Annotated in this window: 10 protein-coding genes and 1 tRNA gene; 4 read left to right on the forward strand and 7 right to left on the reverse strand. The window is 41.3% G+C overall.

The window, feature by feature from the left end:
• Positions 1-485: 485 nt before the first annotated feature.
• Positions 486-1,751: a family 10 glycosylhydrolase gene (locus WN50_RS07705; RefSeq protein WP_049558640.1), complete on the reverse strand. Its 1,266-nt coding sequence runs from the start codon at positions 1,749-1,751 to the stop codon at positions 486-488.
• A gap of 379 nt (positions 1,752-2,130) precedes the next feature.
• Here WN50_RS07705 and WN50_RS07710 point away from each other — a divergent pair, with 379 nt between their 5' ends.
• Positions 2,131-4,089, forward strand: a complete 1,959-nt coding sequence (locus WN50_RS07710) for an alpha-amylase family glycosyl hydrolase (protein ID WP_046278705.1) — start codon at positions 2,131-2,133, stop codon at positions 4,087-4,089.
• A gap of 157 nt (positions 4,090-4,246) precedes the next feature.
• The gene (locus WN50_RS07715) at positions 4,247-5,569 is read left to right on the forward strand and encodes a 4Fe-4S binding protein (protein ID WP_152964740.1); all 1,323 of its coding nucleotides are present in this window, start codon (positions 4,247-4,249) and stop codon (positions 5,567-5,569) included.
• A 323-nt stretch (positions 5,570-5,892) separates the two neighbouring features.
• Here WN50_RS07715 and ligA read toward each other — a convergent pair whose 3' ends face one another.
• From ligA to WN50_RS07735, 4 genes are all read right to left on the reverse strand, one after another.
• Positions 5,893-7,944 carry an NAD-dependent DNA ligase LigA gene (gene ligA / locus WN50_RS07720; protein WP_063847372.1) on the reverse strand — a complete coding sequence of 684 codons (2,052 nt, stop codon included), beginning with the start codon at positions 7,942-7,944 and terminating at the stop codon, positions 5,893-5,895.
• A 28-nt stretch (positions 7,945-7,972) separates the two neighbouring features.
• Positions 7,973-8,932 carry an Npun_R2479 family HD domain-containing metalloprotein gene (locus WN50_RS07725; protein WP_046278703.1) on the reverse strand — a complete coding sequence of 320 codons (960 nt, stop codon included), beginning with the start codon at positions 8,930-8,932 and terminating at the stop codon, positions 7,973-7,975.
• Between the two features lie 272 nt (positions 8,933-9,204).
• Complete coding sequence (locus tag WN50_RS07730) at positions 9,205-10,062, reverse strand: hypothetical protein (RefSeq protein ID WP_046278702.1); 858 nt, start codon at positions 10,060-10,062, stop codon at positions 9,205-9,207.
• A gap of 66 nt (positions 10,063-10,128) precedes the next feature.
• Positions 10,129-10,731 carry a DUF1517 domain-containing protein gene (locus tag WN50_RS07735; protein WP_046278701.1) on the reverse strand — a complete coding sequence of 201 codons (603 nt, stop codon included), beginning with the start codon at positions 10,729-10,731 and terminating at the stop codon, positions 10,129-10,131.
• Between the two features lie 159 nt (positions 10,732-10,890).
• Between WN50_RS07735 and WN50_RS07740 the strand changes: the two genes are divergently transcribed.
• Positions 10,891-12,327: an MFS transporter gene (locus tag WN50_RS07740; protein WP_046278700.1), complete on the forward strand. Its 1,437-nt coding sequence runs from the start codon at positions 10,891-10,893 to the stop codon at positions 12,325-12,327.
• 3 nt (positions 12,328-12,330) lie between these two features.
• On the opposite strand, the gene WN50_RS07745 is transcribed toward WN50_RS07740, so the two are convergent.
• Positions 12,331-13,002, reverse strand: coding sequence for a metal-binding protein (locus WN50_RS07745; protein WP_046278699.1), 672 nt, complete (start codon positions 13,000-13,002; stop codon positions 12,331-12,333).
• 88 nt (positions 13,003-13,090) lie between these two features.
• Between WN50_RS07745 and WN50_RS07750 the strand changes: the two genes are divergently transcribed.
• Positions 13,091-13,162, forward strand: a tRNA-Val gene (locus tag WN50_RS07750).
• Between the two features lie 100 nt (positions 13,163-13,262).
• On the opposite strand, the gene WN50_RS07755 is transcribed toward WN50_RS07750, so the two are convergent.
• Entirely contained in the window at positions 13,263-14,537 is a 1,275-nt protein-coding gene (locus WN50_RS07755) for an RNA-guided endonuclease InsQ/TnpB family protein (protein ID WP_046280170.1), read from the reverse strand.
• Positions 14,538-14,668: the final 131 nt, after the last annotated feature.

Genomic DNA, 14,668 nt, shown 5'->3' on the forward strand with positions numbered 1-14,668 from the left:
TGCTATAAACTGGGTAATCTTTTATTAAAGATGACAAAATCTTTCCTTTGTGTCTTAGTGTCTTTGTGGTCTTTCTTCTATCAATACAAAAAAGACACCAAGATCGCTCTTAGTGTCTTAGTGTCTTAGTGGTTTTTATTCTCTCCTTAATTTAGTTTTTTGAAGGCGGTGAAGCTTCAGAAGTCACCGCAGAAGCGGCTGAACTTAAGGTTCGAGTTGCGGGTAAATTAAACAACGCTTGAAAATAAGATTGTCGTTCTTGAATTGGTTCAGGAGCCTCATCCCAGAGACTTTCAAAAAATTAGAATTTTTTAACCTCACCATTCGGAAAAATTGCTATAAACTGGGTAATCTTTTATTAAAGATGACAAAATCTTTCCTTTGTGTCTTAGTGTCTTTGTGGTCTTTCTTCTATCAATACAAAAAAGACACCAAGATCGCTCTTAGTGTCTTAGTGTCTTAGTGGTTTTTATTCTCTCCTTAATTTAGTTTTTTGAAGGCGGTGAAGCTTCAGAAGTCACCGCAGAAGCGGCTGAACTTAAGGTTCGAGTTGCGGGTAAATTAAACAACGCTTGAAAATAAGATTGTCGTTCTTGAATTGGTTCAGGAGCCTCATCCCAGAGACTTTCAAAAAAGAAGAAAGACATCCCTAAACCCTGTTGACGCGCCGCTTGTACCTTCGCCTGAATCTGTCGCATCGGAACAGGTCGATTTCTTAAACCTGTGAGAATACCCACGCCAGTCGGAATTTTTTTGCGAACTTCTTGAACTTCTGGTCGCATAATTTCCGAAATAAAACTATTGATATCAGGACGATAAACCTGTACAATCAATTCATCCACTAAATTTTGTCGAACCCAACTCACCCAATCTTGTAGGTATGTATTGTAGGCTAAATGAAGAGGATTCGGAGAAATCGAAAAAATCGCATTCGGCTGTTTTTCTTTGATGGCTTTATTGAGTTTTTTCACAAATTCTGTGATTTGATTGGCTCGCCAACGCATCCAGGCTGGATCTTGGGGGTTCGCAGGCGGATCAGCATTCATTTGTCGTCTGTAAAGCGAAATCGTATAGCGATCGTAGCCAAATTCATTGGGTAAACTGAGGTGATCATCAAACTGAATTCCATCGACGTTATATTGAGTAATCACTTCTAAAACTAAATCGGTGATTAACTTCTGAACTTCCGGATGAAATGGGTTTAGCCAAACGACTTCACCTGCTGCACTTATCCAAGTTTGACTTCCATCCCGTTTTTGAGTCAACCAATGAGGATGATTTAACGCCAATTCCGACGTCGGAGGCGCCATAAATCCAAACTCAAACCAGGGAATTACTAATAGGTTTTGCTGATGAGCAACTGTTGCTAATTCCTCTAAAATATCCTGTCCTTGTAATCCTTTGCGGATAAAAGGTTGAATCCCTGCGGCTTGGGCGATCGCACTCGGATAAAGCGCGTAGCCAGAATTCCACACAACTGGATAAATCGTGTTGAAGTTCAACCGTCCCAGTTGGCTAACTGCTTCTTGTAATTGGGGACGATCCCGCAGAATATCGGTATCGTTGCTAGTCATCCAAACGCCGCGAATTTCTTGGAAGGGTTGAGGATTGACAACAGCTTCGCTCTTGAAACTCGCCACCGAAACGGTGATCAACAATGTCAAAATGACCAAAGAAAGATATTTGAGAAATCCCATCGCCTGTTTTACGCGAATGTGACACCAACTTTTAGGGGTTAAACGCAATTTCATTGAATCCAATGGTGAATGAGCTTCCCAAATCCATTGAGGGTATTACTCAAGGATTGACAATTCTCAGCAAGCCTTTCTAACTTGCTAAAGAGAATCTTAAGACAGTTTACAGGAGAATGAGTATTTTAGCTGAGAAACTTGTGATCAATTTGCTGAAATTGGACAATTAAACCCTCTTATACCCCTCTTACACTGATTGGGAATTCTTGGGGCGATCCCGCTAATCCCCTGAACCTGCTACAACTTAGATTCAATCGTCTTTTGTAACGGATTTAGCTGTGTTGAACACTATCAATTCCTGTATAATCTCTGTTAAAGTTGGCTTGAAACGCTCATTTTATAAATTGTCCCAAAAACTAATCCGAGGAATTCTAATACTATGGAACGTTTACCCTTAGATAAGCTTGGTGCGAGGATTGACCCTAAAAATCCTTGTTTGATAGAGTTTTCCTTATTGATTCCCGAGATTTCTATTCAGAAAGATTATCAAGTTTTTGTCAAAATCATCCATGAAAATGACCAGTTTATACAAGACATTCAACCCCATAAATTTGAATTAAAACCCAGCCACTTAGATTATAAAAATGATTCACTCTCCCCAGACTATTGGTTAGGTCAAGTTCATCTCAAACCCGAGGATAAATATCATAAAAATTCCAGTTGGGGGAAAACGGGACGTTATGTTTATCGATATTGCTTGAAACTGCAAAATTCAGAAGATGAAATTGATTGGATTATTGATCCGTTTGCGCGAGAATTTGGCAGAGGAAAGGCATCGGCTGTGACGGTGGGACAAGAAGATTATCTCTGGAGTAAACACGAAGAAAAAGAATGGAAAACTCCAGCTTTAAAAGATTTAGTCATCTATGAATTGATGATCAGTGAGTTTGGTGTCAATCTCAAAGAAACAATTAAACGATTGGATTATCTAGCAGATCTCGGAGTTAATTGTATTAATTTAATGCCGATTTCTAATGTGGTGAATACCATAGACTGGGGGTATAAACCGATTGGCTATTTTGGAGTTGATGAGCGCTTTGGTAAGCCCAAACATTTGAAAAAGTTGGTTGATGAGGCTCATCTCAGAGGAATTGCTGTAATTTTAGATATGGTTTATTCCCACACAGATGAACATTTTGCTTATTGCTATTTGTACAGACAATTAAAACATAAAAATGTGTTGATGGGAGCTTTTGCAGAAGATGGTTTTGGGCAAATAGATGAATGTACAAACTTTAATCATCAGTTTATTCAAGACTTCTTTTTTACGGTTAACTGTTATTTATTGGAAGAATATCATATTGATGGTTTTCGGTATGATTTTGTTCCCGGATATTGGGACGGGCCAGAAGGGAAAGGCTATGCTAATTTAACCTATAACACTTACCAAGAAGTAAAAAGTAAAGCTGAAATTGTTCAACAAAAAGGTGCAAATTGGAAAAACTGGCAGAGATTTTTTAATAATGATACAATCAACCTGATTCAATGTGCTGAACAGTTACAAGATCCCAAAGGCGTTTTACAGCAAAGTTACAGCAATTGTACTTGGCAAAATCAAACCTTGTATACTTCTAAACAAGTGGCTCTTGGTAAAGAAAATTTATTCCACAGTTTAGCCTTAAGTTATAGTTTATACGGCTATCCGAATCAAGTGAGTAATCAGAATGATACTCTAGCTAAAACCGCCCTTCAATACATCGAAACCCACGATCATCCCCGATTTATTTGTAACTGGGGTTGTGAACCTTGTCAGAGTGAATATTTCTTAAAAGAAGGCGATCGCTATAACCACTGGTTCAAAGTTCAACCCTACATCATGGGTATTTTAACAGCAAAAGGGATTCCTTTACTGTGGCAGGGTCAAGAATTTGCCGAAAATTATTATCTTCCACCAGAAGGTTCAATTCGAGTCGTGCTTTTTCGGCCCGTTCGTTGGGATTATTTCTATGATAGAATTGGTCAAAAAATGATCAGTTTAGTGCGTAAACTGATTAAACTACGCCGTGAGAAAGCTCAGTTTCGTTCGTTAAATGACGACAGTTACTATTTTGACAATCATTATGAACGTTACCAGTCTCATGGTGTTTTGATTCTCTATCGGAAACTGGATCAAGATGTTAGTCTCATTGCGCTGAATTTTACGGATCAAGATCAAACGATTCGATTCAAACTTCCTGATGCTTCCAACTTTCAGCTTCCCTCAAATTATAGCGGAAATTTTCAAGAAGAACTACATGGAAAAGATGATCCCATTTTTAACTTAGCAAACATTTTCCCAGACGAAGAACATGATTTAACTATTCCCAGTAACTATGGACGAATTTGGACTTTAACCTAACGTTTGAAAGTTTAAGGGCGTATGCCATACGCCCCTACTAGGGATTATTTAACAGTTCTAAAAGTGCTGCTTCTGAAGATCAGGTCTAAAAGAAAAAGCTGAGAGAATAAATTACAGCTCATTAATGATATGATCATCAATATGGAGTTAATTGGCAATGTTCCATCAAATTTCTGAGCGACAGATGCACTTAATTCGGTGGTTTCTAACTTTGAGCTGGTTAGTTCTGATTCTTTCATTATTTTATGATCCTATTTCACCACAATTGACTGCTCCCAATCATCCTTGGAGTCCTTTCAGCTTCAATATAGAAACTTGTATTCAAGTGCAAGGAGTTTGCTTGGAACAAAAGCCCTATCCTTTAGGAACAACAATTTTCTGGGGTTTTGTGGTTCCAAGTGCAATTTTTATTCTGCTTGTTTTTGGACATGAACTGTGGCGGCGAATTTGTCCTCTATCATTTATATCTCAAATTCCCAGAGCATTAGGAATACAACGAAAACATCAAAAAATTAACTCACTAACAGGTGCAATACATCAGGAGGTTGTGAGAGTTCCTAAAAACTCATGGTTGTCTCGTAATCATTCCTATCTACAATTTGGCTTACTTTATGTCGGTTTGTGTGGTCGTCTTCTGTTTTTTAACGCAGAACCTTGGGCTTTAGGTTTAATTTGCTTAATCATCATTGCATCAGCAATTTTCGTCGGTTATCTCTATGACGGCAAATCCTGGTGTCAATACTTCTGTCCGATGTATCCCGTTCAAAGAATTTTTGGTGAACCGAGAGGGTTATTCACGAGCGAGGCTCATACCAGCAAGCAAACAATTACACAATCAATGTGTCGAGTTAGCAACTCTAAAAAAGATGAAAAAAGTAATTGTACTGGTTGTCAACATCCTTGTATTGATATTGATGCCGAAAAATCTTATTGGTCAGGAATTAATCAACCCAGCCGGAAATTTCTCTACTACGGCTATGTGGGCTTAGTGATTGGCTACTTTTTCTACTACAATCTCTATGCGGGAAACTGGAATTACTATTTATCAGGGATTTGGACACATGAGAACAATCAAATCGCAACCGTTATGGCTCCAGGATTTTATCTCTTTGGAAATCCTAGTCCAATTCCCAAGTTAGTTGCAGTTCCTCTAACACTCGGTTTGTTTACATGGGGAGGCTACTTCTGTGGAAGAAAACTCGAAAAAGTTTATATAACCTATCAACTTAAGCAGAATCCTAGACTTAGTTTAGAACAAATTCAAAATCAAATTTTTGCTCTCTGTACTTTCTTTATTTTCAACTTTTTCTTTCTATTTGGAAGTTATCCTGTCATGGGAATACTATCTAAAGTTGAAGTCCATTTTATTGAGGAAATTGTGATTTTAGTCAGTGCATTATGGCTCGGCAGAACTTGGCAACGTAGTCTAAAACTCTACTTGAGTGAAAAACAAAATGATCAAACAAAATTTACTTCATAGTATCATATCATGTCCGACTAATCAATAATGATTCTGTAGGGGCGGGTTCATTACAGTTTACAGTTATACAGTTATCAGTTACCAGTTTTTACTGTTCACTCTCTTACAAACTTTGCTACCGACGGAAACCGCCGGGTCGCAAGTTTGCGCTGGTTACTGTTCACTGGTCACTGTTCACTGTTTAAACCCACCCCATAACAGAATTAATCAACCGGACATAGTATCATCTCTTCTAAAGAGACAAGACTTGCATCATCAAACTTTTTCACGCTCTAAACCCTCAAAATTATATGAATTTGTTTAAGGGCATATGCCATAGGTCCCTACTGGGGATTATTTAACAGTTCTAACAGTTCGGCTTCGGATAACTGTTTAATTCCTAATTCTTCGGCTTTTGTGAGTTTAGAACCTGCATCTTCTCCGACAACGACATAATCCGTTTTTTTACTAACTGAACCCGTAACTTTTCCGCCTGCATTTTGAATTAACGTTTTGGCTTCATCTCGTTTTAAATTGGGTAACGTTCCCGTAAGAACAAAGGTTTTACCGGATAACGTTAAATCTTTTTTGGATGAACTTTCAGTTTGAGAAGGTTGAGAACTCAAGTTTAATTCCGCTTGTTTTAACCGTTCTATTAACGTTTGATTAGCAGGAACTTTAAACCATTGATAAACGGCTTGGGCAATTTCTACCCCAATCCCATAAACCCCTTCAATATCGGCGGGTGTTGCGGTTGCTAACTGTTCAACACTGGGAAATTTTTGAGTTAATAACTCTGCATTCACACTCCCCACATGACGAATTCCCAACCCATATAATACCCTCGCCCAAGGTTGAGTTTTTGAAGTTTGAATTGCATTGACAATTTTTGTCGCCGACTTCTCGCCCATGCGTTCTAATTTAGTCAGTTTTTCAACGGTTAATTCATATAAATCTGCAACAGAATCAACCAATTTTTGTTCAACAAACTGCTGAACTAATTTATCCCCAACGCCGTTAATATCCAACGCATCTCGACTACACCAATGAATCAATGAACCCCGTAAAATTGCCGGACAAGAGGTGTTAATACAGCGTGTTACCGCCTCGTTTTGGGGCTTGACAACGGGTTGACCACAGTCCGGGCAGTGGGTGGGCATTTTGAAGCTTTGGGCGTTTGTAGGGCGTAATTCGCGGAGGATACGCACCACTTCGGGGATGATTTCTCCGGCTTTTCTAACAATTACAGTATCGCCAATATGCAGATCCAATTCCGCGATGCGATCGCTATTATGTAGTGTCGCCCGTTGTACGGTAGTTCCGGCGAGTTGGATGGGTTCTAACTCAGCGACGGGGGTTAAAGCCCCTGTGCGCCCCACTTGTACAGTAACGGCTTTCACTTGCGTGGGGGCTTCTTCGGCGGGATATTTGAGTGCGATCGCCCATCGGGGGAATTTTTGCGTAAAACCGAGTTGTTTTTGCAGGTCTAATGGGTTAATTTTAACAACAACACCATCCGTCATGTAGGGTAAATTTTGGCGTCGGCTATCCCAGTCTTGAAAATAGGTTTGAACTTCCGTTAATGAGGGGCAAAGTTGACGGTTAGGATTGACTTTAAAGCCCATTTCTTGCAGCAATTCTAACGCATCTTGTTGAGTTTGCAATTCTGTTTCGTCTGGTAAATGTAGGGTATAAGCAAAAAAATCTAACTGTCTTTTTGCAACAATCTTTGAGTCTAGTTGTCTTAACGTTCCGGCTGCGGCGTTGCGAGGATTTGCGAATAGGGTTTCACCGTTTTGTTGACGTTCTTTATTAATGTTGGCAAAGATATTTAGGGATAAAAACGCCTCGCCTCTAACTTCTACAATAGGCGGGGGATTTTCTAATTTTAACCGCAAGGGAATAGAACGAATTGTTTTAACATTCTGGGTAATTTCTTCGCCTGTTACGCCATCTCCCCGCGTTGCACCTCGAATTAATAAGCCATTTTCGTAGGTTAAAGCCAGGGCAGAACCATCGATTTTTAGTTCACAAATGTAGAGAGGATCTGAATCTTTAATCTCGATTTCTTCAGTATTTTTAACTTTTTTCCAGCGTTGTTCCCAGGCTTTTAACTCTTCTGTATTAAAGGCATTTTCTAAACTATACAGAGGAATATTATGTTGAACGGATGTAAATTGTGTGGCGGGTTTTTCACCCACTCGTTGCGTCGGACTATCGGGAGTAATGAACTGAGGATAGTCTGTTTCAAGCTGTTGCAATTCTCGATACAACCGATCATAGACTGCATCTTCGATGATCGGTTCATCGAGAACATAATAGGCATAGCTAGCTTGTTGTAGCTGATGCCTAAGCTGTTGAACACGCTGTTGAGTTTCTACTGTTGGCTGTTCCACTGAATTTTCAATCAACTCCGCTCAACCATTATAGATTCAGTTCGGTTAATTCGCTAAATTTGGGGAGTTCTTTGGCTTCTGAATCAATGTCGCCCAAAGAAAGACTTCCATTGGAGTCAGCACCAAAACGGGTATTATTGATCTCTTGAATAATCCGAGATTCGTTTTCAACTTGGAACACATTTGCATACAAGTTAGCGACAACTTGTTTGCCTTCTTGAGTCAATTCCAAATATCTTAATGCCGCCGGAATATAAGGGAAAACACCATTCCAGTAAAATTTAGCGTAATTTTTGCGTAAATCTCCGGGCGTTTTGTAGCCGAGAACTTTATTAGTTCCGACTTCTTCAAACTCGTAGAATAATGCACTAATTTTCTTCAAATAGCGAGGATCACTGAGTTGACCTATTAAATCAGCCGCCCTTGCTAAACCCGAATAATTATTTCGATCTTGATAGGTTTCATCAGCCGGAACCGGAAAACGGGTGAGTTCAATATTGCGTTTCACTTGTTCAGCATCGATTAATTTATGTCCGCCAAATCGTTCATCAATCACCAATTTTCCTCGATCAACATGATAGGGAGTTAAACTCGCCGAGGTTGCCCCCACTGGGATCGTCACCATTCCATCCCCTATCCCAGTTGCATAAAGTCCATTGACTTCTTGATCGCAGCGACAAACCCCTTTGACATAACCAATATCGTGACATAATAAGGATATGATGAAGTGCAACCAATCCTCGGGAGTCACACCCCCTTCGCGAATGTGTTTACCCCGCATGATTTCCTGTCCGACTAATGTCACTAACATCGTATGTTCGACGTTGTGATAGAGGGCGTCGCAGTTGGCAATATTTTCTAATGCCATTGTGCCAACCCACGAAATAATTTCTGGGTAGTCTGGCTTATAACCGCCATAGGTACGACGGTATCCGGCTTGCAGTCTTTCTACAAAGGCATCTGTTAGAATAGCAGTTGCATTAAACATACTCAGAACTCAACTTTATTCTTGTAGGTTTTTAGATTTTTCAAGGATTCAAACTTGAAAAAACTTCCGAGCAGATTCGTCGTCTGACTGTTGCTAATTACTGAGCAAGTTTCTATACAGTTACGAGTTGATCCTATTATATTTCGACTCTCAATTTTTAGCGAGGATCATGCTTGACATTTTTAACGTCAATTTAGCCCAGAGGGTAGAGAATTTGTTGAGTGCAAATACCTTCTACCCTCTATTTTTGCAAGTCAAACTCTCTTGAGTTGTTAACGGCGTCGTCTCGTGCCACCCCCGGATCGACTCCTGGAAGTGCCACTCCCAAAGCTAGGGGTTCGTTTTTGCGTCGGAGAAGGACGAGTTCGATTAGGTTGTCGTTGCAAGTCACTCGCGCCCACTCCTGATCCCGTCGAACGACTCCCATTTCCAGAAGGAGAACGAGTCGTGCGGTTGTTAGAAGGGGATGCAACAGTTCCAGTGGTTCGGAGAACTTGGCGATTTCTCACCGCAGGAGGCGGGGAATTATAACGGGAGCTATAATCGCGAACAGCACTATCGTAGGTATTGCCATAACCGCCATAACCGACTAAGTTACCACCGGGTTGATAAACGGGAGGAACGTAATAGCGGGGTGCAAACAAAGTATTAGCGATCGCACTGCCGATAAAAGCCCCAGCAAAAGGTTGCCAGAAACTCGACTGTTGACGCACGACAACCACTTCCTGTTGTCCTGTAGAAGGATTCGTTCGGGTTTCAGTGACATTGTGAACGTATTGTATTTTAAAGTCTTCCGTCAGATACAATGTGGCTTGATTGCCTTGAATTTGAGCGTAAGTCCCTTTTCCCGCTTGGATTTGTTCATCCGTCAGACGCGCCATTTGTAGGTTTGTCGTCCGATAAACAGGCGGGGTTCCGGCTGGGGTATTGAGCAGCATCAGGGTATATTCACCGTTCGCATCGTTATATTCGGCTTGCTGAACGGGATATTCACCAACGTTAGCCTGTGTTCGATTTTGGCTAGCCGTTTGAGTCGGAGTTTGATTAGTGGTTGTGTTCGACGAACCACAGGCAAGGGTTGTCCAGCACAACGACACCGACATTAAAACAATGATCAATTTACGCAACATAAATCAAAATTAGATTTTCTTAAGATGGAATTTTGAAAACAGCTTTGGGGTTTTGCGATCATCATTCTAGAGCGGGATCAGTTCCGGAAAGTTCTGCAACAGTTGATCACTGGTGAGTTCATCTCCAAAACGGGCGGGAGAATAGTGAATTTGAACCGCTCGTAGGCGATTTTGATAATGCAGATTCATGATAGTTTTTAAGCCTTGCTGCATGGCTTCCACACTCGCTAAATCGGTTTCGAGATCCGGAACTTCCCCTTCACAGGCGATGGTTATCATCACCACGAGATTGGCTGTTGTCGGTAAAGACAACGGTTGATCATCGCGGTTGGCTAGATTTTCTAACGGTTGGGAGAGATAGCGTTGAGCCGAGTCGGTGAACAGTTCATCAACATAATCGGCAGTTTCCCCTTCATTCCAGAGAACATAACCTTCATTGCTCGCCGATTGCCAATAGATATCGTATTGCAGTAAGTTTTGACAAATTTCAACCAGTCCCTCCCCCAACACTTCGAGATCCCCTTCCGCGTCTATGGTATTACGAGCGACTTGGTTGAGAACACCGAGTAACGGTGAAACCTCCGTTCCCCCTAAATGCAGAAATAGGCGACAGACGACAAAGCGAGTTTTGCCGATAAATTGATTAAAACGATTGCCAAGAGAAGCCATGACTGAGTTACTCCCGATGGAAATTGGAGTGAATTGAGCTATAGTTCTAGGATATCGCGTTTATTTGTTGATACAATCCCCCTACAGATTCGGTTGAGAACACCTGAAACTCTTTCACCTGGGTTGTAATTTCAATCAACGATTATTTGGAATAATTCCATGAGTCTTCAGTCCTCCCCATCCTCTCCCGACCCCTTGCCCACTTCTGAAAAGCTGAATTTTGCAACGAAACTCGCCTATGGTGCAGGTGATCTGGGTACGGCAATTACGGCTAATCTTCTATCTTTTGTGTTATTGGTTTTTTTAACGAATGTCGCGGGTTTACCTGCGGGACTTGCTGGCAGTGTTTATATGATTGGCAAAGTCACCGATGCGATTAATGATCCGATTATTGGGGTACTCAGCGATCGCACCGTTCATCCTTTGGGACGGCGTTATCCTTGGATGATTTTTGGGGCGATTCCCTTTGGGATTTTCTTCTTTTTACAGTGGATTGTTCCCAGTACCAATGTTTGGGTTTTGTTTTGGTACTACGTTACTATTTCGGTGATTTTTAATCTCCTTTATACCATTGTTAATTTACCTTATGCAGCTCTCACGCCTGAACTCACATCGGATTACCACGAACGCACCAGTCTGAATAGTTTTCGTTTTGCTTTTTCCATTGGAGGGAGTATTTTTTCCTTGGTTTTAGCCTTGGTCATTGCCACAATATTCCCAGATGATCTGAAAAAACAATATCTGATTTTAGGTTTGGTTTGTGGAATTCTCTCGGTTTTACCGATTTTTTGGTGTTTTTTAGGCACTCGTCATCGCACTTTAAGACCTAAAACCTCGGATAGTTTAACCGATTCATCCTCAAATTTACCTTTGTTAGAACAAGTTAAAATTGTCTTTCAAAATCGTCCGTTTTTATATGTTACCGGAATTTATTTGTGTTCTTGGCTAGGGGTTCAGCTCACTGCGGCGATTCTTCCCTACTATGTTGAAAATCGCATGAAGCTTTCAACGATTGATTTTTATTTGACAGCTATCTCGGTTCAGGGTACGGCGATTCTCATGTTATTTGTTTGGAGTGCTATCAGTAAACGCTATGGTAAAAAAATTGTTTATTTTATGGGGGTGAGTTTATGGATTATTGCTCAAATCGGATTGTGGTTTCTGCAACCCGGTCAGATTTCTCTGATGTATATTTTAGCCATTATTGCGGGTTTTGGGGTGTCAACGGCTTATCTGATTCCTTGGTCAATGATACCGGATGTGGTTGATTTAGATGAGTTGAATACCGGGAAAAGACGCGAAGGAATTTTTTATTCGTTTATGGTCTTTTTACAAAAATTAGGATTAGCTGGGGGATTGTTTCTCGTTGGACAAGCTTTGGAAATTTCGGGATTTCTCGAACGAGTTCCCGGACAAGCACTCCCCCAACAACCGGATTCTGCTATTTTTGCTATTCGGTTTGCGATCGCCCCGATTCCAGCTATTGTATTAATATGTGGGATCATTCTCACCTATTTCTATCCGATTACCGAAGCGGTTCATGGTGAAATTTTATTGAAATTGAACGAACGCAAAACCCAAAAGTTGAGTGATTAATTTTTAGTCTTTGACAGAAGTTTTCCGCTTCGGTACGGAAACAGAGGTTTTCCGACGAGTTGAGGGAGATTTCCGTTTCTTCGGTAGAGTTTTTTGAGAAAAGAATCTGATCATCCCTGGAGTTTTAAGCCGTTTATTCACCAAGTTTGATAGAAATCCCCCTAAGCCTTGAGTTTGAATTCGTTTGTACGCTGATCCTCCCCAGTCGCTTAGGTAATGACCCATTGCACCTAATTCTAAACCGATAAAAATTGCTAACCACTCGGTTGAATGTTGGGATAGCGATCGCAGTATCATTCGAGCCAGTTCAGATAAACTCCAGTCTACCTCCCAAACCCCTCGAGCAATTACGGCTACAGGCGTCGCCAAAATGATCACCCAAACGCTTAGGTACAAGACTCGTACTGCTGTCCCAATGATCGGCCCATGAGACAAGAACGAGCGATGACGGACACTCTTTTGATAGGGAAGCCACAACCAACGCAACCACCCCCAGCGTTGAAAATGGTAGGAGCGTTGAATATCGAGATCAGGGCCAAACATCAAGCCACTAAATAGAAAACAACCCGCCACAATTAGGGTAAGATGGCTGCTGCGAGTTTGCCCTAATGTCCAACCTGTGACAACAGGTAAGATCCACAGGGTAATGCGATCGTGAGTTTGGCCAGAAGGCATAAGCAACAGCTCAACAAATTTCTGATTTGAGCAAATAAATTGTTCCTATTTTACAGTTTGGTGCTATAATAGTGAAACAACGAAAAACGGGCGATTAGCTCAGTGGTAGAGCGCCTGCCTTACAAGCAGGATGTCACTGGTTCAAGTCCAGTATCGCCCATACAAAACTACCTGATTTCAGTCTCTCTCAGACCCTATTTTAGCCCCAAAGTGGATAGCAATGTGGATAAACTGATTATCCGCTTGACATACTCCCACCGTTAATTGCTAAAGCAATTCTTCCGGGGGATTCTTAGATTCACACCTAAAAGTTTCTGCTTCACAGACTCTTGGCTAGGCATTACTGCCCCCGCTAGATCGTCTCCACAGACATTTTCAGATACGCCATGCCCTAGCGCATATTCAATACCACGATTTCTGATCACCTGTGCGGCAGCCACATCCCTATTGGTTTTATATCCACATTCAGGACAATTATGTTCTCTTTCGGAGAGTAACTTTTTGCCCGTGTGGAACCCGCAGTTAGGACAGATTTGAGAAGTATAATTCTTGTCCACCTTGGCGACAAAAACATCCCGCTTCCATGCCACCCAATTAAGGATGGTGACAAACTGTCCAAAACTAGCATCTAAGGTATGTTTGCCCAACATTCCTTTTGCCCAAGTGATGAAGTTTATGTCTTCAATGAAGATGGCTTCGGCTTGGTCGCAAAGATGGTGAGCCAATTGAAAATGCCAGTCTTTTCTAGTATCAGAAATGCGTTGGTGTAACCTAGCAATCCGTTGGTTGAGCTTGTGACGATTGTTAGACCCTTTTTGCTTATTTCTTAATCTACGTTGTAGCAATTTCAGCTCACGGTGTAGTTGGTTCAAGAATCGAGGTCTTGCAACAAGCTCCCCATCGGAGGTTGCTAAAAATTTATCTAACCCCAAGTCAATGCCCAAGGGATGCCCGTGGAATGGAACATCAGGGACACTGACATCCAATTGTAGAGAAAGCATCACGAAGTAACCTGATGCCCGTCGCACAATCCTCGCCTGTTTAACCTCGAAACCTTCGGGAATATCCCTGGACTTTCTAAATTTAATCCACCCCAATTGAGGGAGTTTGATCTGATTGCCCTGAACACAATCCTTGAGCATTTGAGGGTAAACAAAAGAGCGCAGTCGATATTTATTCTTGAAGCGAGGAAACCCTTTCTTCTTTGACTGCATATCGACAAAAGCCCTGTCCAACGACCTCAACACTTGCTGTAGCACTTGGGCGTTAACGCAGGACAACCTTTCATCCTTTTTCTTGGCTTCTGTCAAAGCTTTCGCTTGACTGTGATAACCAGGATAAGGGGTATCTGCCGGAATAATGTATTCCTTTTCCAGTGAGCAAGAGTTGACTGGGGATTTGCGAGAATTAATCCAGTCCTTTCTTTCCCTTAAAGCAAAATTCCAGACCGAACGACAAACATTCAAAGTATTTTCGATTACCTCGATTTGGCGTTGATCCGGAATCAGCTTAAATTCGTAAGTTAAGGACAGCATTGCTTTTCTTGGCGAAACCCATCTCAATATTAGCCTGTTCTACACAAGTATGCCAAGCCATGTAGGATTCGCTTCGCTCAGTTTTCTTTGTTGGTCAAAATTCATCTCGCCGTTAAGCCGAAGGCTCTAAC

It is taken from the genome of Limnoraphis robusta CS-951, from assembly GCF_000972705.2.

Bases quoted from the DNA above. Each gene is read 5' to 3' on its own strand.
- WN50_RS07705 (WP_049558640.1), bottom strand. From the start codon at position 1,751: ATGAAATTGCGTTTAACCCCTAAAAGTTGGTGTCACATTCGCGTAAAA.
- WN50_RS07710 (WP_046278705.1), top strand. From the start codon at position 2,131: ATGGAACGTTTACCCTTAGATAAGCTTGGTGCGAGGATTGACCCTAAA.
- WN50_RS07715 (WP_152964740.1), top strand. From the start codon at position 4,247: ATGTTCCATCAAATTTCTGAGCGACAGATGCACTTAATTCGGTGGTTT.
- WN50_RS07725 (WP_046278703.1), bottom strand. From the start codon at position 8,932: ATGTTTAATGCAACTGCTATTCTAACAGATGCCTTTGTAGAAAGACTG.
- WN50_RS07730 (WP_046278702.1), bottom strand. From the start codon at position 10,062: ATGTTGCGTAAATTGATCATTGTTTTAATGTCGGTGTCGTTGTGCTGG.
- WN50_RS07735 (WP_046278701.1), bottom strand. From the start codon at position 10,731: ATGGCTTCTCTTGGCAATCGTTTTAATCAATTTATCGGCAAAACTCGC.
- WN50_RS07740 (WP_046278700.1), top strand. From the start codon at position 10,891: ATGAGTCTTCAGTCCTCCCCATCCTCTCCCGACCCCTTGCCCACTTCT.
- WN50_RS07745 (WP_046278699.1), bottom strand. From the start codon at position 13,002: ATGCCTTCTGGCCAAACTCACGATCGCATTACCCTGTGGATCTTACCT.
- WN50_RS07755 (WP_046280170.1), bottom strand. From the start codon at position 14,537: ATGCTGTCCTTAACTTACGAATTTAAGCTGATTCCGGATCAACGCCAA.